Here is a 25,211-nt window from a genome sequence, read left to right as displayed (position 1 = left end):
CACCTCAAGCGTCCAGCCATGCGATCAACACACGCGGCTGGCCCCGCAAAACCAGTGCAAGGAACATGCCAGCAGCAGCAATTATCTTATCCACATGATTTCAAAAGACTTTTATGGAGACGGCAAAACCGGCGCCAGCGTGACTGTTGCAATCCGCTACAGCTGTGGCGCAGCACCCTGCAACAGTTGCAACACCTGGGAAGCCTGCAATCAGTGCGCGGCTTTTTGGCGGATACGGCGCAGTTGCCTGTGAACGGTTGAACGGTCGACACCAAGCAGACGGGCCGCGGCAGAAATGTTTCCGTCTGCCGCCGCCAGTGCAGCGGTCAACCGCGCATGTTCATCATGCGGTTCGTGTCCGGTGCTGACCGGACAGTTCCCGGCGCGCCGCTGGATGTGCTCGGGAAGATCAGTGAGATCGACACAGCCGTTTTCACACAGGGCCGACGCAACATCCAGAACATTGAAAAGCTCGCGGATATTGCCCGGCCAATCGTGCTGCCGCAACGCCAATACGGCTTGCGTTGAAACAACGGGAGCCGATCCCGTATCCGCCGTGCATTTCTTCAGGATTTCCGCGAGCAGCCAGTCAAAATCGCTGCGGTCCCGCAACGCCGGCAGTGACAGGGTGGCGGCGTTCAGGCGATAGAACAGGTCCTGACGAAACATGCCGTTACGCACGAGTTCGGCAAGGTCGCGGTGCGATGCGGAGAGGATGCGGACATTGACCGGTTTGGCGCGCGACGCCCCGAGAGGCAAAACCTCGCCTTCGGCCAGAACCCGCAAAAGCCGGCTTTGCAGCGCCACAGGCATGTCACCGATTTCATCGAGAAACAGTGTTCCACCGTCGGCTTCCTCGACCAGCCCCTTGCGTCCTTTCGCCAGGGCTCCGGTAAAGGCACCTGGTGCATAGCCGAACAGTTCGCTCTCGATAAGCTGCTCCGGCATAGCTGCGCAATTGACGGCGATAAAGCGTCCGCTGGCACCGCTACTGTCGTGGATGGCACGAGCCAGATATTCCTTGCCTGTTCCGGTTTCACCCTGGATCAGAATCGGCAATGACTTGCCGGCAAGCTTTGCCGCCTTTGTCTGCAGCCCAGCCAGATGCGGATCGCCGCCGCTCAACCGGCGCAGCGAGGCGGGGATGCGCTCCTGAACAACCGGCACGCCGCGCGAGGGGTAGTGCGGCTCTATCGCATGCGCGAACAGAACATTGCCGTCACGCGCAAACACCAGCCGGTCTTCGGACGGCCTTGTGCGGGTGAGGTTGCCGAGATCATCCACGTCCATATCGAAGAAGCGCGATATGGACTGCCCGATCAGGTTCGCCGGACGGCGCCAGTCGAGCCCCGAGGCTCGCGCCATGATCTTTGCGCCATCATGGGTCATGCCGATAATGCGTCCCGCGCCGTCGATCGAGATCGCCGCCTCCGGATCGACGTCGAGAAACTCGGGAGAACGCGAAAACCGCAGCACCCATTCATTGCGCGTCTGGGCCATGAGATTGGCAAGCTCGATCCGCCGCGCCGTTGCCGTCACCAGATGCAGTGCCAAGTTCTGGCTCGTCTTGATCTGCGGTGAACGCAGCAGCGAAATATCAAGCACGGCCGACAGCTGCCCCTGCGCATCATAGATGGGCGCGGCGGTACAGGTCAGCGGTGTGTGGGTGTTGTCAAAATGATCGGTCTGGTGGATCGTTAAGGGCTCGCCCGTTTCCAGACAGGAGCCAACGGCGCAGGTGCCCGCCCGCGCCTCCGACCATTCCGAGCCGAGATAAAGGCCCGCCTTTCGTAGATTGTTGTCAAAGAGCGGATCGCCGAGGAATTCGACGGTGATCCCGTCGCGATCGGACAACAGGAGCACGTAGTTCTGGCCGGCAACATGGCGAAACAGGTTTTCAAGCCCCGACCGCGCGATTGAAATCAGCTGCTCGGACTGCTGCCGGTGCTGGCGCAGCTGCGTTTCGGGAACGATATAGGCCTCGCATGCCTGTGCCGGGTCCAGCCTGTGCTGCTTGATGCAGCGCAACCAGGATTCGACCACGGTTTCATCGCGATCGGTCGAGCCTCCCAGACTTACGGTCTCGATTTCACGAATATGCTCCGAATGCAGCGACATGAGATTTTGCCATGCGCCTCCCAGCGCACCGCTCTCCCTTCTTCAGCCAGGCCAGTCTGCACGAGTTGCGCCAATTGTAAATGCGCAAGGGCTTCACAACCAATGCAACCGCAAGCCAAGCTGCTGTGCCGCCGCCGGAATAACCGGCGCCCTAACCCGCGCGCCGGATGGCCAGAATGTCGGCGAGGAAATTCTGAACGTGGTCGAGCACCTGCATCCGGTCGTGCGAAATGCCGGGAACAAGATCGAATTTCACCGCCACACCGGCATTTTCAAACGAGCGCCGCAGCGATGACAGCCGCTCGGGCCGCGTGCGCCCCGCATCATTTGCTCCCGGCATCCAATTCGTGCTGCCCTCCGCAATGGTGATTTCCCATGTTTCCAGATCCGCATCGCCGACGACCATATGCATGGGAATACGGGCCAGCCCCTCCCGGTCGAAGCTGATGCCAAATCGTTCCTGCAGATTGCGGATGCCCACCCACCAGTCCTTGTCCGGATCAAGCAGGGTCACCGAACCAGGCGCACCGATTGATGCGGCCCAAAGTTTTTGCGGATGCAGTATGGCAAAGCGATGGGTGAAGTGACCGCCGCCGGAAAACCCGAACATGGCGAATGTCTCCCAATTCTGCCGGTATTTTTCGGCGACCTCCGCAACCATATCCAGAAGGATCAGATCGTAGCGGATATCGCCCTCTATCATGAACTTGTAGCCGCTGCGCGCATCATCGCCCCGGACGCCGACGGGAAAAACCGGGCAAAGGATGGCGCAGTTGTTCCAGCGGCCGAATTCGGCGAAGCCGTCGCGGAAATCGAGGAACGATGTGCGTCCCGTACCGTGAACGGCCACCAGAAGATCGACCGTCCCGCCCTCGCCTGCAATGGGAGGCACGTAAAGGCAATAGTGAAACCGGGGATCGGATTTGCAGGCAAAAATGGCCGTGCGGCCAAGATCATAGATCGCTTGCGCCCGGTTTTCAGATGATGGTGACATGCTATTCCTCGCTACAATGATTCAAGACCGGCCACCGGCTGATTTCCTGCCAACCTCGTCAAAACGCCATCCGAGTTCCACGCCGCCATTGGCGGTGCTGAACAGAGCGGGAATGGCCTGCAGCAGTTTGCGGGTATAGTCCTGTTGCGGATGGTCGAAGATCGCGTCGCGGCTGCCCTCTTCAACGATGACTCCATTGTTCATGACGATCACCCGGTCGGCGATCTGTTCGACCACCGCCAGATCGTGGCTGATGAACAGGCACGAGAAGCCGTGTTTTCGCTGCAGCTCGGCGAACAGCTTGAGCACCTGCGCGCGGACCGTCACATCCAGCGCCGAAACCGGCTCGTCGGCAATGACGAATTGCGGCCGCCTGACAACGGCGCGGGCAATGGCCACGCGCTGGCGCTGGCCGCCGGAAAGCTGGTGCGGGAAACGCGTAGCGAACGCTGCAGACAGGCCCACCTCGTCAAGAACTTCCGCGACACGCGCGCTCTTCTCTTTGCTCGTCAGTTCCGTGGAATGGCGGAGCGCTTCCCCGATCAGGCTGCCTATCGTCATGCGCGGATCAAGCGAGGAGTAAGGATCCTGAAACACCATCTGGCAATTGAGCCGGTAATCCGCATAGTCCGCCGCCGATGGCTGGACGGACTTGCCATTGAAGAGGATCTGGCCGTCCGTCGGTTCGATCAATCCGGCAATGGTGCGTCCCAGCGTGGTCTTGCCCGATCCCGATCCGCCGACCACCGCAACGACCTCTCCCGGCATGACGCTCAGGCCGACACCGTTTAGAGCCCGCTTGGGCTGCCCCTTGCGCAACAGGCTCCGGCGCGCGGCAAAGTCGACGATAAGGCCGTCAACGGTGATCCTTGCCATGGGCGAAACCTCTACAGCTCTTGCAGGCATGCGGTGCGGCAGGGCGGAAAGCAGTTTGCGGGTATAGGGATGCTGCGGTGCGCGCAGCAGATCCCGGGTATCCCCCTGCTCGACGATTTCGCCCTGCGACATGACCACGACCCGGTCTGAATATTTTGCCACCATCGCCAGATCGTGGCTGATCATGAGAACCGCTGTGTTGTTCTCGCGCGTCAGGTCAACCATCAGTTCGAGCACATCGCGCTGGACGACGGCATCCAATGCGGTGGTCGGCTCATCGGCGATCAGCAAGGCCGGTTTGAGCAGCATCACGGCAGCCAGCATGATGCGCTGGCGCATGCCGCCGGAAAAATGATGCGGCATGGCCGCGAGCGCCGTCCGCGGGTCGCTCAGGCCAACCCGGGCCAGCATGTCGACAATGAGCCTGTGGCGCTCCCGTCCCGTCAGCCGCCGGTGCAGCCGCAGCCCTTCTTCGAGCTGGCGGCCGATTGTCATCGACGGATTGAGGGATGTCATCGGCTCCTGAAAAACCATGCCGATCCGGGCACCGCGCAATGCCTGCAGATCGCGCTTGTGCATGCCGCCGATTTCCCGGCCTTCGAAACATATCGTTCCCGCGGTACGCTGCACCGCGGGCGGATTGAGGGCGATGACCGCACGGGCTGCCATCGACTTTCCCGAACCGGACTCGCCGACAATCCCGACGATCTCACCCGCTTTGACATCGAAGCTGATGGTCTTGAGTATTTTGATCCCCGTGCGTGCCACCTCGAGGGAAAGTCCGCGCACATCGAGTAGTGGTGCGTTCTCCTGCATCGTCAGCCCCTCATCCTTGGATCAAGTTTGTCACGCAGCGCATCGCCGAGAAGATTGATCCCGAGCAGGGTCAGCGAGATGCAGAGGCCCGGAAATATGGCCAGCCACACCGCCTGGGATATAAAGGGCCGCCCGCTCGCCAGCATGTTGCCCCAGGTCGGCGCGGGCGGTGGCACGCCGAGGCCGAGGAAGCTGAGCGCGCTTTCGGCAAGCAGGACCCAGCCGAACATCGACGTGGCGAGGACCGTAAGCGGTGCGACACAGTTGGGCAGGATGTGGCGGCCCATCGTATAGGCGTTCGAATTGCCCATGACCCGCGAGGCCTCGATGAATTCCCGCTCGCGCAATGACAGGACGTTGCCGCGGACAATCCGCACGACAGTCGGGGTATAGGCGAGGCCAAGCGCCAGAATGATGCCGTACTTGTTCGCCCCGACAATCGCGAGCAGGCCGAGCGCCAGGAGGATACCGGGGAAGGCGAGCAGCGCGTCATTGAAGGTCATGACGATGCGATCAACCCAGCCGCGGAAATAGCCCGTCAATATCCCGATCAGGGTGCCGGCAGTTACGGCCAGCGCCACGGTCAGCAGGCTTATCCAGAAACTGGTCGCCGCTCCGGTCAGCAGCCGGCTGAGCACATCACGGCCGAACTCGTCCGTTCCCAGCCAATGGGCAGCACTTGGCCCGGCAAGCCTGAGTTTGAAGTTGAGGCCGAGCGGATCATAGGGCGTCCACACCGCCCCCATGAACGCTCCGGCCAGCAATGTTCCAATCAGTGCGCTACCGAGAAGCGCGTTCGGAGCCAGATTTCTCATTCGGCAGTCACCCTCGGATCAAATAGGGGATAAAACAGATCGACGACGAGGTTCACCAGCACATACACCGTTGCAATGAGCAGGAGGCAGCCCTGGATGACGGGATAGTCCCTGGCGAAAATGGCATCGACAAGCAGACGCCCGAGGCCGGGTATGGTGAACACCGTTTCAACCACGGCGATACCGCCGAGCAGATTGCCGAGGACGATGCCGATCAGGGTCCAGGTCGGGCCAAAGGCATTCTTGAAGGCGTGCCGCCAGAGAACTGCGGATTCCGACAGGCCCTTGGCCCGGGCGTGGGTAATGTAATCCAGCTGCATGACTTCCAGCGTCGAGGCGCGCGCCATGCGCAGGATCACACCGATCTCATGCAGGAAAAGCGTTACCACCGGCAAGATGATATAGAGCAGTCCCTGCGGAAGATTCTGTGACATGGAGACATAGCCAAGCACTGGAAGCCAACCGAGCTTCAGCCCGAAAAACAGCAGCAGGAGCAGCCCCATCCAGAACGCCGGAATGGAGAGCAGGATGGTTGCACCGCCGACCAGTGCCACGTCCGTCATGCTGTTTTGCCGCCAGGCCGCGATCATCCCTGCCGGTACGGCAACAATGCTGGCCAGGAAAACCGCAATCAGCACGATTTCCGCACTGATGCGCAGGCGTGACAGTATCAGCGGCAGAACCTCCTGCTGATTGGTGATCGACCGGCCAAAATCCCCGTGCAGCAGATTACCGAGCCAGATCGCAAACTGGGCGGGAATGGGCTGATCGAGCCCCAGCCTGGCGCGCAGATCCGCAAGGCTCGCCGGATCCGCCAGGTCACCCAGCATCAGCGATGCCGGATCACCGGGAATGAGGCGGATGAGAAAGAACACGGACACCGCCACGATGAACAATGTCGGGATTGCTGTGCCAATGCGGGTAATGGCGAACTTCAGCATGCTGACCTCTCAAGCCTGCGGGAACGCGGCCACTATTGTTCGAGACTGAGTTCCCAAAGACGCAGCTTGGACTGCCAGACAGGCGTGCCCTTCAGCCGTTTGCCGTTGACGGTTTCGCCGGTCCCGTTGCAGTAAATGATCAGGGGAACATCGTGCAGCAGCTTTTTGTGAAGCTCGTCGAAGATGGCCTGCCGCTGCGCCTGATCGGACACTTCCATGGCCTTGGCAATCAGCTCCAGCACTTCGGGGTTGTCCCAGACCTTGCGCGGCTGTTTGTCCTTGGGCCCGGAGAACTGCTCGAAGCTCAGAGCCGGATCGAGGCGCGCGGAATAGGAGAAGGACATCATCTGGTATTTGCCGGAATTGTAGCGGTCGAGCTGTGTTGACCAGTCGAGGACCTCAATGCGGGCATTGATCCCCACGGCCTGAAGCATGGCCTGTGCCACCACCGCCGCATCGAAACTTGGTGCGGTGGGCCGCTTGTTGGCGATGATGTTGATTTCCTCGCCCTTGTAGCCGGCCTTGGCGAGCAGGTCCGCCACCTTTGCCGGATCAGGGGCGAAGGCTTCTTTCTGGATGTCGCTGTAGTAGCGCGAGCCGGGGAAGATGGCGGAATTGTTGGGACGGCCGGTACCGTTGGTCGCCTGTGCGACAAGGGTCGGAAGATCGAGCGCCGCAGCGATGGCTTGCCGCATCTCCACCTTGGAAAGCAGCGGATCTTTGGTCTGCATCAAGAATGTATGCTTGGAGGCTTCCGCTCCTGCCGTCACGGTGAAATTCGCATTGGCTGAAAACTCCGGAATGTCGGTGCTTAGAACCGATGCGACGTCAAGGGCGCCGGACAAAAGTCCGGCTTTCACCGTGGCCGGATCGGGCACGACGAGGAATTTGATTTCCTTGATCAGCGGGCGCTTGGAGCCGACATAGCCATCGGCCTTGTCTCCCGCTGGCGACACGTAGTTTTCAAAGGCGTCGAGGGTGATGTATTCCCCGCGCTTCCAATCACCGAACTTGTAGGGCCCGGTGCCGATGGGCCTGTCCCAGCTTCCGTCAGCCTTGACAGACGCTTTCTGCAGCACGGCGGTCATTCCGCAATCCGTGCGCGCCAGCGTGTCGAGAAAAATCGCACTCGGGTGATTGATCTTCATGACCACGGTTTGCGGATCAGGCGTCGTGACGGCATCCACCTTGAGACCGTTGCGGCCGTCAAATTCCGGCAGGCAGCGCCACTCGGTCTTGGGGTCCATGTAGCGGGTCCAGCTCCACAGCACATCGGCGGCGGTCAACGGTTCGCCATTGTGAAAGGTGACGCCGGACCTGAGCTTGAATGTATAGGTCAGCCCATCCGGCGAAAGCTCGAAGCTTTGCGCAAGCAGCGGACCGACGGAGCCGTCTTCCTTGTAGCCGACAAGCCCCTCCACCGTGTGCAGAACCACCGCATCCGTATAATCGTCACGGTTGACACCGGGATTGGAACTGCGAATGTCAGCCGGAATTGCCGCCGTGATCGACTGGGCGGCGGCGGGGACCGCAAGCAGCCCCAATGCCAATGACATCAAAATAGCATTCTTCATGTTCTGAACCCCATTATTCATCCGGGCTTAGGTGCCCGTTGGTTGAAGAAGGAAAGATTTCCGTCCTTTAAGCGGCTGCGACTTGAACCGGCTCCGACCGAAGGCTGTAGCGGGTGAAGTTGCGGTTGATGGCCGGCAGGCATGCAACCTCCATGGTGCCGCTGGCGGGGTGCATGATGACCATGGCAACCGTGGCCGAAAGATTGCCTTCGGTGTTCAATCTCGGCGGCCTGCAAACGGCATAGGGCGTCAGAAAGTCATCGAAGAAGGCGCGCTTCATATCGGCGATGCCGAGTTTTTCCCCGGCTTCCTCCAGTATCTTGCGCACGCGCCAGTCCCGGTATGGGCTTTCCGGCACATGCGGCAGCCCCGTATCCCGCAGTTTCGACAGTGCCACGGGACTCACCCAGTGATTGGCGTGAACAACCAGACCATTGGCCGGCAATATCTGGAACACCTCGTCAGGTGCGCATTCAAGATCGATGGCAAAGCCCGCGCCGGTCGAGAGGATCATGTTGTTGGAACAGGCCTTCGGCGTTCCCGCCACCGCCCGCATCGCAAGGGCAAAATGCTCCTGCTCCAATGCCTTGCGACGGATCAGCGCCAGGGGAACACCCTGCTGCCGGTAGTCGCGATCGGATTCAAGATAGTTTGCAGTGATGCAGACGCCGGCGCTGTTCATGCCGTTCCGCGCAAGACCGCCCGCTTCGACGAATGTCAGGAAATCAGGGCCGTCCTCCTGCAGAACCCGCAGGACAATGGCCGTCTCGGCGCACTCCGTCTTCCAGTCCCAGTTCTGGCCATGAATGACGGTGCCATCCAGGCTTCTCTCGGGAAGAATGACCGCCCCGGTGCATCCGTCATCGATCTCATCCTCTTCGTCCAGCGGCGCGTTCTTTTCCAGACGCGCCTTGGCAATGACTTCGGTGCGGGCATTGATCATGACGATATCGTCGAAAGCAACGCCGGCGCCCTCGGCGATGCCGCGCATCTCCTCGATATAGTGCGCACCGAAATTCGCAATTTCTCCGGCAAACTCCTCGATGAGGCGGGTCTTTTCCGCTGCGCTGTAGCCCAGCTTGGCAAGCTGGTCGCCATACAGCGCAACACTTTTTTTCACGCGCTCGGGTACCGCAGCGCCGTATTGGCGCCCGCGCTCAAATGGCGTCCCGGAGACAGTTACGAAGGGAAAGGATGTCGGATAGGAATTCATCGCTGCGCCTTATAGTGTATTTTGTTTGATTTACGTACACTTTAATACACAATGATTGCGTGTCAATTGGCTTTTATGCAAAAATAAGCCGCATAGGATATGGAGCCAGAATTGACCGTCAGTGACCTGCAAATAGAAATCGCCCGCCAGATCGTTTCCTTGGCCTCGTCGGAGCGGTGGCCTGTCGGAGAGCGCGTGTCGGATTTTGCCCTGGCCAGAAGGCTGGGTGTCTCGCGGTCACCCATCCGCTCGGCCCTTGCCTTGCTGGCAAGCCGCGGCGTTCTAGCCCACGCGCCTGGACGGGGCTACGTCCTCGCTCTCCTGCCGGATGGCAATGGCGATATCGATGGCATCGCCCCGCCTTCGGAACTGGAGGATATCCACAAACGGCTGATGGCCGACCGGGCGACGGGCGCAATACCGATGGAGGTGTCAGAGACGCAGCTGGCGGAGCGTTATGACGCCACGCGGGGTACCATTCGCAAAGTCCTGCTGCGGTTTGCCGCCGAGGGTCTCGTCCAGCGCCAGAGAGGCCATGGCTGGGCTTTTGCCGAAAGCCTCGATACCGACCAGGTTGAGGAGGAAAGCTATCAGTTCCGCATGATCCTGGAATGCGGCGCTCTGCGCCATCCCGGTTTCAGGGCGGACAAGGATCATCTTGCATCCATCCGCGCGGCGCAGGCGGATATCATGCGCATTCCGCCCGCATCGGTCCAGCGGGATCAGTGGTTCAGCGTCAACGCGTCGTTCCACGAAGCCCTGGCCGTCTGGTCCGGCAATCGTTTTCTTGTCCAGGCCGTTCGCCAGCAGAACAGCCTGCGGCGTATTACCGAATATGCCTATTTCGAGCGGCTTCCGCACGAACGCATCCGTCAGGTCTGCATCGAACACATCGCCATTCTCGACGCCCTTTCCGAAAACGACCTGACCTTTGCCGAGGCGCTTTTGCGCCGTCACATCGAAGGCGCCAGCCGCTATGAGGTGGACTAACGGGATGCTGGGAAGACCATCCGCCCGGTCATAATCAACCCGTTTTTCCAGTGATTCCCAAAAAAACAACCATAACTAGAAATAAAGACTCCAGACGATAGAAACTGCCGGCATATTCGCGTATTGCAGACAACGATAAATATGTGCGGGGGTGCATCCAATGAATGAAGCCATTCGGGAACTTTTGGCTAAGGTAGGCGGCTTGCCGGTCGCCGTCGAACAGATCAGCGATGAAGAAGACCTATACAATGCCGGGTTGTCCTCATTCGCGTCTGTCCAGCTGATGCTGGGCATCGAGGACAGATTCGACATTGAATTCTCGGACCAGTTCCTCAACCGCAAATCCTTTGCCAGCATCAAGGCTATCGAGCGGACAGTGGAAGCGATCCTCAAGAACAATGAGGATGCCTGATGAACGCCGGCGCCGGTAACAGCCTACAGCAGCGCGCAACACGCGTTGCCGCCATCGCCGCCCAGTTCGCCGACAATGTCGACACCCAGGCACGCTTTCCGCGCGAAGCTATCAGCGCGATGAAGGCCGAACATCTGCTTGGTATCCAGATTCCCGCCGATCTTGGCGGCGAGGCGGCACAGGTCGAGCAGATTGCAGAAATATGTTCCATCATCGGACAGTCCTGTGCTGCCAGCGCGATGATTTTCGCGATGCATCACATCAAGCTGTCGAGTCTTGTCGAACATGGCCAATCTGCGCAATGGCACCGGGCCTTTATGCGCCGGGTTGCGGCCGAGCAGTTGCTGCTGGCATCTGCAACCACCGAAGGCGGCATTGGCGGGGATTTGCGCAACAGCATATGCGCCATCGAAATTGACGGCGATGTCTGCCGCCTTGAAAAGAATGCGACAGTCATTTCCTACGGCACCGAAGCCGATGCGATCCTGATCACCTCCCGCTCGGGCGCGGAGGCCGCATCCTCAGACCAGGTCATGACCGTTTTTGTCAAGGATCAGTATACGCTCGAGAAGACAAACGGCTGGGATACCCTCGGCATGCGCGGCACCTGCTCGGAAGGGTTCGTTTTCCGGGGAGCTGGCAGCACGGAGCAGATCCTGCCCCACCCTTTCGCTGAAATCGCGGCGCAATCCATGCTTGCCATGGCGCATCTCCTCTGGAGCGCGCTCTGGTACGGGATTGCAGTCGATGCCGTCACCCGGGCCCAGTCCTTCGTCAGGGCAGCAGCCAAGCGTGCGCCCGGCGTTCAGCAGCCGGGAGCATTGCGCGTCGCCGAAGCGTCGAACATGCTGCAGATGCTGAAGTCCGAAATCGTCGCCTGCCTCAACACCTACCGGCATGCCAAGGACGACAGCGACAAGCTTGCCTCCATGGGCTTTGCCATCACGATGAACAACCTGAAGGTTGGCGCATCGCAATCCATTCTGCAGATCATCAATCATGCCATGCTTGTCTGTGGCATCATGGGTTACAAGAACGGAACACCCTACAGCCTCGGCCGGCATTTGCGCGACGCCAATTCGGCACAGCTCATGGTTTCCAATGAGCGCATTCTTGGCAACACCGCCACGATGCTGCTCATCCATAAACAGAACACCAGTCTTTTGGGGTAACGGGGTAACACGGCATGGACGCTCAAATATCTTTTCTCGACCGCCTGTTTTCGGCCGGTCTCCTGCTCGATACCGGCGTTGACGGTCTTTATGGACGCAGCGGCCGTTTCGAGGACGTCATCGCCGCATTCGAGCGGCTGATTGACCGCACCGGCGGCGGCGATGGTGCAGAAGCCATCCGCTTCCCGCCCGGGATGAACCGCGCCATCTTCGAAAAAAGCGGCTACATGAAGAGTTTTCCGCAATTGGCCGGAACCATCCACAGCTTCTGCGGATGCGAGCTTGACCATGTCAATCTCATCCAGTGCATGGATGCGGGCAAGGACTGGACGAAGGAACAGGAAGCGACTGATATCGTGCTGACGCCGGCCGCCTGCTATCCGCTCTATCCCGTCATTGCCCAGCGCGGCGACCTGCCGGCAGACGGCGGACTGTTCGACCTGCAATCCTATTGCTTCCGGCACGAACCGTCGAAAGACCCGGCACGCCAGCAGATGTTCCGCATGCGTGAATATGTCCGCATGGGCAAGGCCGACGACGTGATGGAATTCCGCCAGCTCTGGATCGAGCGGGGCACGGACATCATGCAGCGGGTGGGTCTTCCCGTTCACATCGACGTTGCCAACGATCCCTTCTTTGGCCGCGCCGGGCGCATGCTCGTCAACAATCAGCGCGATCAGAACCTGAAGTTCGAACTGCTTATCCCGATCACGTCAATCGAAAACCCGACCGCCTGCATGAGCTTCAACTATCATCAGGATCATTTCGGCACGAAATGGGGCATTCAATTCGCCGATGGCACGACGGTCCATACTGCCTGTGTCGGATTTGGCCTGGAGCGGATTGCACTCGCCCTGTTCCACCACCATGGCCTCGACATCGAAGCGTGGCCGGAGCAGGTTCGCCAGGAATTGTGGGGCTGACCGGCGGCATGCAAGCTGTTTTTCCCCATATCGATCCGCAGACATACCGGCCGCATGCCCTGCATGCGCAGGACCGGATTTGGCCGGAGACCAACTGCTACGTTGATCTGTGGATCGAGGTTCTTGCCGCACAGAACCTGCCGCCAGAAGCAATGCTGGGCTTCACCCTGAACCAGGATTTTGAAGGCGACCAGTTTACCTTTTTCAAGGTGCCGCTGGAGGATCTGGAGACGCTCTATGGCATTCGCGTCGGCGAGCTTGCCATCTTTGACACGGTGGAAAGCCACGTGGCCGCACAGATGGCACGGGGCCGCCTCACCCTCGTGGAAATGGACAGCTATTTCATGCCGGACACCCATGGGGTGGGCTACCGCAGCGAGCACGGCAAGACGACGGTTGCCATCAACCGCATGGATACGCAAAACCGCAGCCTCGATTATTTCCACAATGGCGGCTTCTTCCGCCTGGACGGCGACGATTTCGACGGCCTGTTCCAGCGTCATCTGACCGCTGAGGATATGCCGTTCCTCCCCTACACGGAATTTGCAAAATTCCCGGACAGGCCAGCCGATGCCGCGTCCATACGCGAGATATCCGCGCGTCTCTTGCCCGGCCATTTCACCCGCCGGCCCGCAGCAAATCCCATTCGTGCGTTCATGGACGTGTTTCCGCTGCAGGCCGAGGCCGTGGCGGAGCGGCCCTTTGCATTCTTCCACAAATACGCCTTCAACACGATGCGCCAGCTGGGCGCAAACTTCGAACTCGCCGCCAGCCATCTCGCATGGCTGCGCCCGGACGGGGCCTTTGCAGCGGCCGCAAACGACGCGATCCGCATTGCCGAGGTTGCCAAGGCGGCGCAGTTCCAGCTTGCCCGTGCCGTCACGCGCAAGAAATTTGCTCCGCTGGCCGATGCGCTCATGCCCGCCGCCGATGCGTGGGATCGCATGATGGATGTTCTGGCTTCGGAACTCGGCCATCCCAAAGTGCATGCCGCCGAAAGCCGCGTGGACGCTTGACGCGGATGGAGAGCGTGCCGCGGCCGATCAGCACCGGAGACGGCCAGCACCTCGACGATGCATGGCATCTCATCCTGACGGCGTCGGGCGAGGCATCCGGGCCGGATCAGCTGCGCCGCGAAAGCGCTTTGCCGGATGTCCCGGTACCGGGCACGGTGGCCGAAGCCCTGGAACGGGCCGGCCGCTTTGAACGCGGCGCTCCCTTTCCGCTCAATCAACAGGATGCCTGGTACATCCGAGCGTTCGGCAACGAACCGGCGGGAATGGCCATTCTTCGTTTCGAAGGGCTGGCGACAATTGCCGAAGTCTATTGGAACGGCAGCCGAGTTTTGCAGTCCGCCAATATGTTTCTGGCATCGGACGTTACAGTCGAATTGACCGGCAAGGACGAGCTTGCCATATGCTTTCGCGCATTGGCGCCTCTTCTTAACCGGAAAGGCCCCCGCGCACGCTGGCGCACCCAACTGATGAACGAACCGGGCCTGCGCCTCCTGCGGACCACACCTCTGGGCTACATGCCCGGCTGGTGTCCTGAAATTCATCCGGCAGGTCCATGGCGTCCTGTAAAGCTGTTGCGGCTGGACGAAGAGCCGATAGCCAACATCGACATCCACAGCGAATTGACCGGCGGAGGAGACGGCATCCTCAGCGTAAGTTTCGCTTATTCGGGATCGTTTGAACGTCCCGTTGTGGAATGTTCCGGCTGCAGCATCGAAGCCGTTCTGAACGAAGACGGCCGCTGGCATGCGCGTCTTGATATACCGGGCGCCACTCCGTGGTGGCCCCACACACATGGTTCACCGGTGCTGCATGATGTCGTGCTGCACGCCGGGCAGGAAACATATCGGATGGGGCGCACCGGCTTCAGGAGCCTGGAAATCGACCGGGGTGGGGACAGCCAGGGCTTTGCCTTGATTGTCAACGGCAAGCGCATTTTCTGCCGGGGCGCGGTCTGGAGCTCCGCCGACATTGTCCGCCTGCCGGGCAAACGCAGGGATTACGCACCCTGGCTGCGCCTTGCCGCGGATGCCGGAATGAACATGATCCGCGTCAGCGGCATAACGGCCTATGAAAGCAATGATTTCTTCGATCTGTGCGACGAACTCGGCATCCTGGTCTGGCAGGATTTCATGTTCGCCAATTTCGATTACCCGGTGAAGGATGCCGAATTCGCAGCGCAGGTCGGCGCGGAAGCCCGGCAGTTCCTCAAGCGAACGCACGCGGCCCCATCCCTGGCGGTCCTGTGCGGCGGCAGCGAAATCTACCAGCAGGGCTCCATGCTGGGCTTGCCGGAAACCGTTTGGAAAGGGCCTCTGACCGAGGAAATCCTGCCATCCCTGTCACGCAGCCTGCGTCCAGACGTGCCGTACGTTGCCAATTCACCATGCGACGGTGCCCTGCCCTTCATTGCCAATGCCGGCGTCAGCCACTATTACGGTGTCAGCGCCTATTGCCGGCCGCTGGACGATGCGCGCCGCGCCAATGTCCGCTTCGCTACCGAATGCCTGGCGTTTTCCAACGTTCCGGAAGCCCGCACATTGACAGCGCACCTGAATGTGCCCGCAGTCCACCATCCCCGCTGGAAAGCAAGGGTGCCCCGCGACAACAATGTATCCTGGGACTTCGAGGATGTGCGGGAAGCCTATCTTGCCATGCTGTACGGCTTCGATCCCACGACACTGCGCCGCGAAGACATGCCATCCTACCTGCACCTGTCCCGGGCGGTAACCGCCGAAGTGATGGAAGCCACTTTTGCCGAATGGCGGCGGCCAGGAAGCAGTTGCTGGGGCGGACTGGTCTGGATGCTGCAGGATCTTCTGCCGGGGGCGGGCTGGGGCATCATCGACAGCACGGGTGAACCGAAGGCCGCGTGGTACGGTTTGAAACGCGCCTGGCGCGCCGTCAATCTCACCCTCACGGACGAGGGCGTTAACGGGCTGGCGCTTCACATCGTCAATGAACGGCCGCAAGGGCTGGAAGCCAGCGTGGAGGTCACATCCCTGCGCGCCGGGAAACAGCCGGTTGTATCGGGCCGCCGTGATCTGACGCTCAAACCGGGCCAATCCATGACACTGGCGGCAACGGATCTGTTCGGCGCCTTCTTTGATACAACCTATGCCTATCGTTTTGGCCCGCTTTCCCATGATGTGACCGTAGCGCGCTTGAAGGACCCGCAATCCGGTACGGTTCTCGCCGAGGCTTTCCATTTTCCGCAAGGCCGCACGAAAGCCTTCCATGACGCGGCAATTGAAACCGCCCTTACACTGGAAGGGAATGTCTGGTTCCTTGAGCTGACGACGCCCGTGCTCGCCCAGTCAGTGCACGTGGATATCGAGGGCTATCGCCCCGATGACAACTGGTTTCATCTGGCGCCTGGCGAGCCCAAGCGGCTCGGACTGAGCCCCCGGGACGGCACCACGCTTTCGACCCGCCCAACCGGCGAGATCCGTATTGCCGGAAGTTCCCGCATCGTCTGGTTTGAGTGATCGTCAACCCTGAAAACGCAGTGCCATCCGTTCGAGCGCGTCAATATAGATAGTGCGGGCATGCTGCGGTGTGAGATTGTGATCCGCATCGGGGATCTTCTTGACCGACACATTGGGATACCCGGCAATCCTGTCTTCCCGCGCATCGAAATAATAGCCGAAATATTCAAGCCCCGGATCCCGGTAGCTATAGAGCAGTTCAACGGGAATCTGCCTGTCCTTCAGCACGCCGAATGCCTTGTAAATCGCCCGGCCTTCCGTCGTCCGGCCGCGAAGCAGATGCCGTGCCCGTTTGGCAATGCGCCGGCCCATTCCTCCGGCAACGTTTCGGGCAATGCCGGCAAAATCCAGTTCGCCGCGGACAAGACGTTTGAATGTCGAGGCGCGCAACAGGCGGCTGCCATATTCTTCCAGGGTTCGGCTGCCTTCGCGCACGGCCTCGTCGACCGAACGTCCCGGTTCCCAGTAAAAGGTAATGGGATTGACGAGGACCGCACCGGACAGCCGCGGGTCGGCAACGGCGCTCTGAAACCCGAGATAAGCGCCGCTGCAGCGGCCCGCAGCGATGATCGCCGGCGTGCCGAGGCCATTGAGAAAAGACAGCGCTTCGGCAACATCGGCATTCTGCGCATCATGATAGAGTACCTGATCGGGAACGCCGGGGACTGGCGGACTATCGGATGCATTGGCCGTATCAAACCGGAGCGAGGCGACGCCGCGCCGTGCCAGCGCGCGCGCTATGGTGACAATCGTTCGTCCCCATCCCGCATGCCGGTCATAGGCAGAGGTCAGGAACAAGACCGTCGCGCCGCGCCTTGCCCCCTGCGGCTCGCACAGCACGCCATAAAGCCGGTCACCACGACCGAAACGCAGCGGGGTTTCGCAGAAGTCATCGCCCTGCAGCATTCCAGGCTTCACATCCCGTATGACAGGTGCTTGGACTTCAGGAGACGCGATGCGTCCCGCAACACCAGCAGCCCAGTCGGCAATGCGGCCGGCAACCGCAAGCGGCAGCTGCGAAATGACAGGATTGGAAACCAGCTTGTCGTAGCTGGTATAGTCCTCAATTGCCGTGTCGATGCCGAGCTGGCTGAGATGCGCTGCGAACTCCCGGTCGGACGGCCGGTCCACCCGCGCCAGAACCAGACATTCCGGCGCAATTTTGCTGCCAAGCGTCATCAGGTTTGCCCGGCGCAATCCTTCCGCCACTTCCGCGGGCAGTTTCAGCGACGCAATAGACACACCAGTTTTGTCGCGCTGGGCTTCCGGCAAGCCAAGGTCGGCGTCGACCATGCCGGACCAGATCGACAGTTCGCGCGTATAATGGCGGCCTGAAACGACCGGAGCCATGAACGCAATAGCGTCGAGCCCGTCGATGCGGCCCGCAGCATCGGCGGCAATCACGCAACCCAGGCCCTGGCTCAGAACAATGACGCGCTGGCAGCCTGAGAGGTCCTTCAGCAATGCCGCCCCGGCCACAAGCGCATCACTCCAGACCGCCAGCCCTTTGGAAAAGTCACCACCATCCAGCGCGTCGCCGGTTCCCGGCCAATCGAAGCGGAAGGAGGGAATGCCCTTCTCTGCCAGTTGCTCCGCAATGATGCGCCAGAATTTGCGGATGCACAGTTCTTCAAGCCCCCATGGGCTGGCGAAAAGCACAGCTGTATTACCCGAATGATCCGCATCAGCCTGTTGAAAAAGTCCAATCGTCTGATTGAAAACAACAGGCTGCGCGGCCGCCCGCCCCCCTATCCTTACAGCGTCCGCAAATTCCCCAGACTGCCTATGGATTTCCTTGTTCATGGTCCGCCTCGCCCCCGATGCTGAATGGATTGATCTAGCAGAGGAACAGGGGCAATGGCCACCCGCGCTTGTCATTCCGGTTACCAAACACATAAGAATTCGGCCGGCTGCGCGTGAGGGCAAACAGCTGTAGTGACAATCGGCCCGAGTCTCCATTAACATCAGGCCCGGATTACCTTGGGGCGGCCAATGGTTGAATCAGACTGTATGCCTGCTTCGCGCCGGACACCGCTGACCCGTATAGTGACATCGCGGGAGAAAAACATGGCCTCATACAAATATGGAAAATACCTGCTGAGATACGAGAGCGATCAGTTTGACAAGGAATTCGAGCCTGGGTCTGTCCCCTACAATTCCGGTATTTACCGCTGCAAAAACTGCGGGGAGGAAATAGCGGCACCGGAAGGCGTGCCGCTCCCGGCGCAACACCGGCATTCGAACAGCCTGCCAATCGTCTGGCAGCTGCTCGTCTATGCGGCTCCGAGAGACTGAACATCCGCACATCGCCAGCGGGCGGCGGGCCTATTACATCGCTGCCCATGGGCCGGCCGCGCGCGCCAGGAGCCTTTCACAACAATGAGTGTTCCACAGCCAAGCTGCCCGGATTTGCAAATTGGAAGCCTAAACGCTTTTCAATTACGCCGAATGCGGCCATAGTTACGGCGTTCGAATTGGAGGATTAAATGAAAAAAATTCTGATCACGGCAACAATACTCTTTGCTGCTCTTGGGTCAGCGGCACAGGCTGACGGAACTCTGGACAAGATCAAGTCCTCTGGCACCATCACGCAGGGTGTACGAGAGTCATCCGGATTGGCCTATACGCTCGGCAACGGCGTCTATACCGGCTATCACTACGATGTCTGTCAGAATATCATCGCGGACATCAAGAAGAAGCTTGGGCTTGAAAAGCTGGATATCCGGTATCAGCCCGTCACATCGCAGAACCGCGTGCCTCTGGTCCAGAACGGCACCGTCGATCTCGAATGCGGTTCGACCACAAACAATGCCGCTCGCGCGAAGGATGTGGCATTTGCCGATACCGTGTATGTCGAGGAAGTGAAAATCGCTGTCCGCGCCAACTCGAACATCAGCAAGCTGGAAGACCTGAACGGCAAGAACGTGGCGACCACGACCGGCACCACCTCCGTGCAGACCCTGCGCAAGAACAAGCGCGGCAAGGACATCAGCTTCAACGAGGTCTATGGCAAGGATCACGCCGACAGCTTCCTCTTGCTGCAGAGTGGCCGCGCCGATGCCTTCGTGATGGACGCCTCGATCCTCGCAGCCAATATTGCCCGCGCACAGAAGCCAAGCGATTTCAAGGTCCTGCCGGAGGTCCTTTCGGTTGAGCCCATCGCCATCATGATCCGGAAGGATGACCCCGAGTTCAAGAAGGCGGTCGACGAAAGCATCGTGGAACAGATCAAGGCGGGTACAATCGCCAAACTCTACGACAAGTGGTTCATGCAGCCCATTCCACCGAACAATGTTTCGCTGAACATGCCGGCGTCGGAAGCCACCAAGGAAGCATGGGCCAATCCGAACGACAAGCCGACCGAAGACTACAAGCAGCCCGGTCAATAGGCTTGGGCTTACCAGGGATCAGGGCCGGGAAACGCAGTACCGGCCCTGTTAATGCAACACGTGCGGATGGGCGATAAAGCCTGTCGGCTGACGGCGCGACTGCGGAGGCCGGCTGGGACAAACCTCCGGTCACTGCCCGCAGCCGGATTCAAATTGGCCGGGCTGGGATCGGTTGGCGAGCGGGTGGGCAAGGTATGATGGCGTATTGGCAGAACGTATGGGATCGCTGGCAGTTTCTTTGGGATGACCGGGGTGACGGCGTCACCTACTTTCAATGGATGCTATCGGCTTGGGGCTATACGGTTGCCGTGGCCGCCGCCTCATTGGTCATCGCCCTGGTGTTCGGTATCCTCATTGGCACCTTGCGCACGCTGTCGGGACACCGGATCATCTCCGCCTTCGCGGCGGGATGGGTTGAACTTTTCCGCAATATTCCCATCCTCGTCCAGCTCTTCATCTGGTTCTTCGTGATTTCCGAACTTGTTCCGGGCATGCGGAGCGTGCCGGGCTTCGTTTTGGCCTGCTGTGCGCTCGGCTTCTTCACGTCCGCCCGCATTGCCGAACAGATACGTGCTGGTATCCAGGCCTTGCCGACAGGCCAGCGCAACGCCGCTTATGCCGTCGGCTTCACTCAGTTCCAGGCCTACCGCTATGTGATCCTGCCACAGACCTTCCGCATCATCATTCCGCCACTGACCAGTGAGGCGATGAACATCGTCAAGAATTCGTCGGTCGCCTTCGCGGTCTCGATTCCCGAACTGATCAGCTTCGCCATGCAGACGCAGGAAGAGACCTCGCGCGGGGTCGAGGTCTATCTGGCAGCGACAGTGCTCTATGCGGTGACCGCGCTGGTGGTCAACCGGGTCATGGCCTTCATGGAACGGCGGATGCGCATACCCGGCCTGACACTCCAGACGCAGGGAGCGCATTGATGGCTACGCTCGACTTTTCATTCTATACATGGGCCAACATCAGCAATTATCTGCTCAGCGGCCTCTATTTCAGCGTCGCGCTCACGATCGCCGCCACCGTCGGCGGCATTGCCCTGGGCACCATCATCGCCCTGATGCGCCTGTCCAACATCAAGCCGCTGGAATATATCGCGACCTGGTATGTCAATGTGTTTCGCAGCGTACCCCTGGTGATGGTGATCCTCTGGTTTTTCCTGCTGGTGCCGTCCGGTTTCTACGACCTGTTCCCCGGCGGAAGCGGCCAGAAATACCGGGCCGAGATTTGCGCCCTGATTACCTTCGTCGTGTTTGAAGCGGCCTTCTTCAGCGAGATCGTGCGCGCCGGCATCCAATCCCTGCCGCGCGGCCAAACCAATGCGGGGCAGGCTCTCGGCATGACCTATGCGCAGAACATGCGCTACATCATCCTACCACAGGCGATCCGCAACATGCTGCCGGTCTTCCTGACCCAGACCATCGTGCTGTTCCAGGATACCTCGTTGGTCTATGCGATCGGTGCCTACGACATCCTCAAGGGTTTCGAAATCATGGGCAATACGTTCGGCAGGCGGATCGAAACCTATCTCCTGGCCGCCGTGGTCTATTTTATCATCTCCTTTTTCTTGTCCATGCTCGTCAAGAAATTGAACCAGAAAATCCGCATCGTGCGCTGAACTGAAGGACGCAATCACAATGATCGAAATGAAAAGCGTTTCCAAATGGTATGGCACGACCCAGGTCCTCAACGACTGCTCCGTCAAGATTAACAAGGGAGAGGTCGTTGTCGTTTGCGGGCCGTCCGGCTCGGGCAAATCCACCCTGATCAAGACCATCAACGCGCTTGAACCCATCCAGAAGGGCGAAATCTGGATCGACGGCGTCGCCGTTCACGACAAGGCCACCGACCTGCCGAAATTAAGAAGCCGCGTCGGGATGGTCTTCCAGCACTTCGAACTGTTTCCGCATCTGTCGGTTACGGACAATCTCATCATTGCCCAGGTGAAGGTGCTTGGCCGCCGGCGCGACGAAGCCAAGAAGCGCGGCCTGCAAATGCTGGAGCGTGTCGGCCTCATCGATCATCAGCACAAATTTCCCGGCCAGCTTTCCGGCGGCCAGCAGCAGCGCGTGGCCATCGCCCGTGCGCTCTCCATGGATCCCATCATCATGCTTTTCGACGAGCCGACATCGGCCCTCGATCCGGAGATGGTGGGCGAGGTGCTTGACGTCATGGTCGGCCTCGCCTCCGAAGGCATGACCATGATGGTGGTGACGCATGAAATGGGTTTTGCCCGGAAAGTCTCCAACCGCGTCATTTTCATGGATGTCGGCGGGCGCATTCTCGAGGATACAACCAAGGACGAGTTCTTCGGCAAGATCGAGGACCGCCAGCCCCGCACACGGGAATTTCTCAACAAGATTCTGCAGTACTGACGCCTGCGGCATCTGATGTCACCGGCAAGTGCCTGCGCTATATCCTGTTCGAGCGCGGCACTCCTGCCAGCTTTCTGTAACCGGATGGCGTCAAGCCGCACTCCCGTTTGAAGTGGCGGTTGAAATTGGAGATGTTCTTGTATCCCACATTGAAACAAACCGACGTAATCGGCTCATCCAGCTCATTGATCATATTGCACGCCCGGCCAATCCGCAGCTTGTGAACATAATCGACGAAGTTCTTGCCCGTCGTTCGCTTGAAATAGCGCGAAAAAGTCGACGGCGTCATTTCCGCCAGTTCCGCGGCAACCGACATCCGGACCTCGTCGGTGATATTCCCAAGGATATAGGCGGTAACCCGCTGCATAACGGCCGCACTACCGGGGTCGAGATTGGGCGCGTAGTCATGGCTTGAAAGAACGGTCTTCTCATCCGTTTCGCTCATCAAGGCGATCAATTCGAGGAACAGTGCAAACCGCTGCAATCCCTGCGCTGCCCCGATCCTGCGCATCAGGTCAATGCCCTGCTTCTCAGCGCGGCCGTGAAACTGCAAGCCGCGCAGAGCCTGCTCCAGGAGTGCCCGGGGCGCGGCCATCTCGGGCATGGTGCCCGCGGCACGCGCAAAGATCTGCGGATCAAATTGCAGAACCATGTCCCGCCCCGACAAAGTTTGGTTGCCGAAATTCGTGCTGACCCATTCGTGCGGCAGATTGGAGCCGACAAGACAGAGATTTCCCGGATGGAAATCTCCAATATAATCGCCGACAAAAGCAGTGCCGCTTGATTGGGTAATCAAGTGAATCTCATATTCCGGGTGATAGTTCCAACAGGCAAGCCGATAGGGATAGTCGTGTGTAAACCAGCGGAAGGAGTGACCCGGATCACACAGAATGTGTTCGAGTTCCGCGCTCTTCGAAGCTCCTATGACGACCATTATCCTCTTGCCTTGTTGCTCAGGACAAACTGCGGATCAATGTCAGTTCACTCTCCCGGTCGAATATATGAATATGTCTTTCATCGACCGTCAACCGGCAGGGTTGTTTGCGTTGCGGGCATGCGTTGGAATCGAGCAGCGCGCCAATTTCAACACCGCCAAGCTCAAAATTCACCAGTGCTTCGTTGCCGAGATACTCGATGAGGTCAACGACGCCCGCAATAATGTTGCCGTCATTGCCGTCGGAAGCGGGGACCAGATGGGCGGGCCGGATACCGACGATGACCGTCTGTCCGTCTTGGAGACGGTAGCGCTCCTTGCACACTCTCAATCGGGTTGCAGCATTGGTGAGCACGAAGCTCGCTCCATCCGACGAAACCACCATATCGATGAAATTCATGGACGGTGTCCCGATGAAGCTCGCAACAAATTTGCTGCGGGGATTCTCGTAGATTTCCTTCGGTGTTCCCAATTGCTCGATACGGCCGTCTTTCAGAAGGACGATCCGGTCGGCCAGCGTCATCGCTTCCAGTTGATCGTGGGTTACGTAGACAGTGGTGGTCCTGAGTGATTGATGCAACCGGGCGATTTCAACCCGCATATGGTTGCGCAGCTTCGCATCGAGATTGGACAGGGGCTCATCAAAAAGAAACACGGCGGGGGTCTTGATCATGGCGCGGGCAATGGCCACCCGCTGCTGCTGCCCGCCGGACAGCGCCGCTGGCTTGCGCCCGAGATAAGGCTCAAGGCCAAGCATTGAGGCCACATCCTTCACCCGCTGTTCAATCTCGGATTTTGCAACCTTCAGGCGCTTCAGACCAAAGGCAATATTGTCGAAAACACTCATATGCGGATAAAGCGCATAATTCTGAAACACCATGGCAATGTCCCGGTCGCGCGGCGGCAGATCATTCACCACCTTGCCCGCAATGCTCAACTCCCCATCGGAGATTTCCTCCAGTCCTGCCAGCATCCGCAGGATGGTGGACTTACCACAGCCGGAAGGGCCGAGGAAAACCACGAATTCGTTTTCCCTGACCGCCAGGTTGAATGCGTGCACAACCTGATGATTGCCATAGCGCTTGGTGATTTCATTGCAAACGATCGCGGCCATCACTGAGCGTCCTTCCCAAGATGTATCTGCAGTTTTATGTCACGCGGCCGCCCTTCGGCCGCCCGTTCAAATGCCTGCACGCTCTCTCTAAACGGATATGTTTCGGTGATCAGCGGCTTGAGATCGACCTTTCCCGAGGCAATGAGCGCCAATGCACGATCATAGACGTTGGCATAGCGGAACACTGTTTCGATCCGCACCTCCTTCGATTGCGCGGAGACGATATCCAGTTGAACCGGCTCAACCGGCATGCCGACAAACACTGCGGTTCCGCCAGGGCGAATGAACTCAAAAATCCCCTTGAATGCGCTGGGATGCCCGCTTGCTTCAAAGACGACGTCAACACCCCAATTGCCGGTAAACTCCCGTATGAACCCGGCAAGGTCGCGCTCGCGGCTATTGACTGCAACAATGCCATCGTAACACCCGGCTATTTCAAGCTTGGGATTCTGGATATCAGAGATGATAACCGTGCTGCATCCCCCTGCGAGGGCGGCAAGCGCCACCATGATCCCGATGGGTCCAGCGCCGATCACCAGCGCCACGTCACCCGGCGAAACGCGCGCCTTGGTGACAGCCTGCATGCCGACAGCAAGAGGCTCGATCATGGCACCTTCGGCAAAAGAAACATTATCCGGCAGCTTGAAGGTCAGGTTGGCGGGGTGAACGACATAAGGCGTCAGGCAGCCATGAACCGGCGGTGTCGCCCAGAAGACGACATCCGGGTCGAGATTGTAGAGGCCGAGCCGGGTGGCGCGCGATTTGTCGTTGGCTATTCCCGGTTCCATGCATACCCTGTCGCCCGGCTTGAGCGCACCAACATTTGCGCCGACCTCGACCACCACCCCGGAAGCCTCGTGCCCCAGCACCATGGGCTTTTCGACGACATAGGGTCCAATACGGCCATGGGTATAATAATGCACATCGCTGCCGCAGATCCCGACGGTTTCAACCGCGATTTTCACGTCGTCAAGACCGAGAACAAGCGGTTGTTCCATGTCGCGCAGCGCCAGGTGACGGGTTTTTTCCAGAACAAGAGCCTTCATG

22 protein-coding genes are annotated in these 25,211 nt (G+C 59.4%); 11 read left to right on the top strand and 11 right to left on the bottom strand.

What is annotated here, in order from left to right; genetic code table 11:
- Positions 1 to 210: 210 nt before the first annotated feature.
- The 7 genes from ACTJJ7_RS24140 to ACTJJ7_RS24110 all read right to left on the bottom strand — a co-directional run bounded on the left by ACTJJ7_RS24140 (position 211) and on the right by ACTJJ7_RS24110 (position 9,347).
- The gene (locus ACTJJ7_RS24140; RefSeq protein ID WP_440969089.1) at positions 211 to 2,118 is read right to left on the bottom strand and encodes a sigma-54-dependent Fis family transcriptional regulator; all 1,908 of its coding nucleotides are present in this window, start codon (positions 2,116 to 2,118) and stop codon (positions 211 to 213) included.
- Positions 2,119 to 2,269: 151 nt separating this feature from the next.
- Positions 2,270 to 3,112 carry an alpha/beta hydrolase gene (locus ACTJJ7_RS24135; RefSeq protein WP_440969088.1) on the bottom strand — a complete coding sequence of 281 codons (843 nt, stop codon included), beginning with the start codon at positions 3,110 to 3,112 and terminating at the stop codon, positions 2,270 to 2,272.
- A gap of 21 nt (positions 3,113 to 3,133) precedes the next feature.
- Entirely contained in the window at positions 3,134 to 4,804 is a 1,671-nt protein-coding gene (locus ACTJJ7_RS24130; RefSeq protein WP_440969087.1) for a dipeptide ABC transporter ATP-binding protein, read from the bottom strand.
- Between the two features lie 2 nt (positions 4,805 to 4,806).
- Positions 4,807 to 5,619: an ABC transporter permease gene (locus ACTJJ7_RS24125; protein WP_440969086.1), complete on the bottom strand. Its 813-nt coding sequence runs from the start codon at positions 5,617 to 5,619 to the stop codon at positions 4,807 to 4,809.
- Entirely contained in the window at positions 5,616 to 6,560 is a 945-nt protein-coding gene (locus ACTJJ7_RS24120; protein WP_440969085.1) for an ABC transporter permease, read from the bottom strand. Before ACTJJ7_RS24120 ends, ACTJJ7_RS24125 begins: the two co-directional genes overlap by 4 nt.
- 32 nt (positions 6,561 to 6,592) lie before the next feature.
- Positions 6,593 to 8,134 carry an ABC transporter substrate-binding protein gene (locus ACTJJ7_RS24115; RefSeq protein ID WP_440969084.1) on the bottom strand — a complete coding sequence of 514 codons (1,542 nt, stop codon included), beginning with the start codon at positions 8,132 to 8,134 and terminating at the stop codon, positions 6,593 to 6,595.
- A 67-nt stretch (positions 8,135 to 8,201) separates the two neighbouring features.
- Positions 8,202 to 9,347: a C45 family autoproteolytic acyltransferase/hydolase gene (locus ACTJJ7_RS24110; RefSeq protein WP_440969083.1), complete on the bottom strand. Its 1,146-nt coding sequence runs from the start codon at positions 9,345 to 9,347 to the stop codon at positions 8,202 to 8,204.
- 111 nt (positions 9,348 to 9,458) lie between these two features.
- On the opposite strand from ACTJJ7_RS24110, the gene ACTJJ7_RS24105 reads away from it, so the two are divergent.
- The 6 genes from ACTJJ7_RS24105 to ACTJJ7_RS24080 all read left to right on the top strand — a co-directional run bounded on the left by ACTJJ7_RS24105 (position 9,459) and on the right by ACTJJ7_RS24080 (position 16,346).
- A complete protein-coding gene (locus ACTJJ7_RS24105) occupies positions 9,459 to 10,337 on the top strand; it encodes a GntR family transcriptional regulator (RefSeq protein WP_245421153.1) in 879 nt (292 codons plus the stop codon).
- A 160-nt stretch (positions 10,338 to 10,497) separates the two neighbouring features.
- A complete protein-coding gene (locus tag ACTJJ7_RS24100; protein ID WP_105735275.1) occupies positions 10,498 to 10,749 on the top strand; it encodes an acyl carrier protein in 252 nt (83 codons plus the stop codon).
- Positions 10,749 to 11,921 (top strand): acyl-CoA dehydrogenase family protein, encoded by a 1,173-nt coding sequence (locus ACTJJ7_RS24095; RefSeq protein ID WP_105735276.1) that lies wholly within the window; start codon positions 10,749 to 10,751, stop codon positions 11,919 to 11,921. The genes ACTJJ7_RS24100 and ACTJJ7_RS24095 overlap by 1 nt, the downstream gene beginning before the upstream one ends.
- Positions 11,922 to 11,935: 14 nt before the next feature.
- Positions 11,936 to 12,844 (top strand): amino acid--[acyl-carrier-protein] ligase, encoded by a 909-nt coding sequence (locus ACTJJ7_RS24090; RefSeq protein WP_130272304.1) that lies wholly within the window; start codon positions 11,936 to 11,938, stop codon positions 12,842 to 12,844.
- An 8-nt stretch (positions 12,845 to 12,852) separates the two neighbouring features.
- Positions 12,853 to 13,860 (top strand): DUF1839 family protein, encoded by a 1,008-nt coding sequence (locus ACTJJ7_RS24085; RefSeq protein ID WP_440969082.1) that lies wholly within the window; start codon positions 12,853 to 12,855, stop codon positions 13,858 to 13,860.
- Between the two features lie 14 nt (positions 13,861 to 13,874).
- Positions 13,875 to 16,346 (top strand): beta-mannosidase, encoded by a 2,472-nt coding sequence (locus ACTJJ7_RS24080; protein ID WP_440969081.1) that lies wholly within the window; start codon positions 13,875 to 13,877, stop codon positions 16,344 to 16,346.
- A 3-nt stretch (positions 16,347 to 16,349) separates the two neighbouring features.
- On the opposite strand, the gene ACTJJ7_RS24075 is transcribed toward ACTJJ7_RS24080, so the two are convergent.
- A complete protein-coding gene (locus ACTJJ7_RS24075; RefSeq protein WP_440969080.1) occupies positions 16,350 to 18,005 on the bottom strand; it encodes an alpha/beta hydrolase in 1,656 nt (551 codons plus the stop codon).
- Between the two features lie 408 nt (positions 18,006 to 18,413).
- Here ACTJJ7_RS24075 and ACTJJ7_RS24070 point away from each other — a divergent pair, with 408 nt between their 5' ends.
- The 5 genes from ACTJJ7_RS24070 to ACTJJ7_RS24050 all read left to right on the top strand — a co-directional run bounded on the left by ACTJJ7_RS24070 (position 18,414) and on the right by ACTJJ7_RS24050 (position 22,116).
- Positions 18,414 to 18,641, top strand: a complete 228-nt coding sequence (locus tag ACTJJ7_RS24070) for a hypothetical protein (protein ID WP_105735280.1) — start codon at positions 18,414 to 18,416, stop codon at positions 18,639 to 18,641.
- 191 nt (positions 18,642 to 18,832) lie between these two features.
- Positions 18,833 to 19,735: an amino acid ABC transporter substrate-binding protein gene (locus ACTJJ7_RS24065; RefSeq protein WP_105735281.1), complete on the top strand. Its 903-nt coding sequence runs from the start codon at positions 18,833 to 18,835 to the stop codon at positions 19,733 to 19,735.
- A 194-nt stretch (positions 19,736 to 19,929) separates the two neighbouring features.
- Positions 19,930 to 20,667: an amino acid ABC transporter permease gene (locus ACTJJ7_RS24060; protein ID WP_440969079.1), complete on the top strand. Its 738-nt coding sequence runs from the start codon at positions 19,930 to 19,932 to the stop codon at positions 20,665 to 20,667.
- Entirely contained in the window at positions 20,667 to 21,359 is a 693-nt protein-coding gene (locus tag ACTJJ7_RS24055) for an amino acid ABC transporter permease (protein WP_105735283.1), read from the top strand. Before ACTJJ7_RS24060 ends, ACTJJ7_RS24055 begins: the two co-directional genes overlap by 1 nt.
- Before the next feature lie 19 nt (positions 21,360 to 21,378).
- Positions 21,379 to 22,116 (top strand): amino acid ABC transporter ATP-binding protein, encoded by a 738-nt coding sequence (locus ACTJJ7_RS24050; RefSeq protein ID WP_105735284.1) that lies wholly within the window; start codon positions 21,379 to 21,381, stop codon positions 22,114 to 22,116.
- Positions 22,117 to 22,153: 37 nt separating this feature from the next.
- Here the strand turns inward: ACTJJ7_RS24050 and ACTJJ7_RS24045 are convergent, their stop codons facing one another.
- The 3 genes from ACTJJ7_RS24045 to ACTJJ7_RS24035 form a co-directional block, all read right to left on the bottom strand.
- Entirely contained in the window at positions 22,154 to 22,912 is a 759-nt protein-coding gene (locus tag ACTJJ7_RS24045) for an AraC family transcriptional regulator (protein WP_440969078.1), read from the bottom strand.
- Between the two features lie 157 nt (positions 22,913 to 23,069).
- Positions 23,070 to 24,164 (bottom strand): ABC transporter ATP-binding protein, encoded by a 1,095-nt coding sequence (locus tag ACTJJ7_RS24040; protein ID WP_440969077.1) that lies wholly within the window; start codon positions 24,162 to 24,164, stop codon positions 23,070 to 23,072.
- Positions 24,164 to 25,210: an NAD(P)-dependent alcohol dehydrogenase gene (locus ACTJJ7_RS24035; protein ID WP_440969076.1), complete on the bottom strand. Its 1,047-nt coding sequence runs from the start codon at positions 25,208 to 25,210 to the stop codon at positions 24,164 to 24,166. The genes ACTJJ7_RS24040 and ACTJJ7_RS24035 overlap by 1 nt, the downstream gene beginning before the upstream one ends.
- Position 25,211 lies beyond the last annotated feature (1 nt).

The organism is Phyllobacterium sp. 22229 (assembly GCF_052056495.1).
In the GTDB taxonomy this organism is placed as follows: Bacteria; Pseudomonadota; Alphaproteobacteria; order Rhizobiales; family Rhizobiaceae; genus Phyllobacterium; species Phyllobacterium myrsinacearum.
This window is presented reverse-complemented; position numbering and strand designations above follow the sequence as displayed.